Below are 419 nucleotides of genomic sequence, written 5' to 3'. Positions count from 1 at the left end.
GCGCGGATCCGGACGCGGCGGACACCGCCCTGCCGCGGCGGGGCGCCGACGCCGACGAGGAAGCGTTGTGGGCGGCTGCGGAGGCTCGCGGCGGGGCCACGGATCCGGTACGGGACGCGGACGACGCCGGCTCCCGGAGCGGGGCCGCTGCCCGCGCTCGGGACACGGATGCGGGTTCGGATTCCGTGGGCACCGGCCTGCCGCGGCGCGGTGGCCGTGTGAAGTCGGCGGACGCCGACGAGGAAGCGTTGTGGGCAGCCGCGGAAGCCCACAGTGGGGCTGCCGGATCCGTCCGGGACGAGGCGGACGCCGCCGTACCGGGACGGGACGCCGGTGCGGACTCGACCGACGCCGACGAGGAGGCGCTCTGGGCGGCCGCGGAGGCCCGTAGCGGCGCCGCCGCCCCGGGGCCGGACGCG

General features: G+C 79.5%; 1 protein-coding gene. It reads left to right on the top strand.

Annotated elements, in window-relative coordinates:
* Positions 1–218 precede the first annotated feature (218 nt).
* On the top strand, positions 219–419 hold a 201-nt coding region (locus tag GT042_RS39150), incomplete at its 3' end, for a hypothetical protein (protein WP_237530878.1).

The sequence above is a fragment of the Streptomyces sp. SID3212 genome, from assembly GCF_009865405.1.
Lineage (GTDB): Bacteria > Actinomycetota > Actinomycetes > Streptomycetales > Streptomycetaceae > Streptomyces.
Note: the sequence above shows the minus strand (reverse complement) of the source record. Positions and strands in the feature narration are given on the sequence as shown.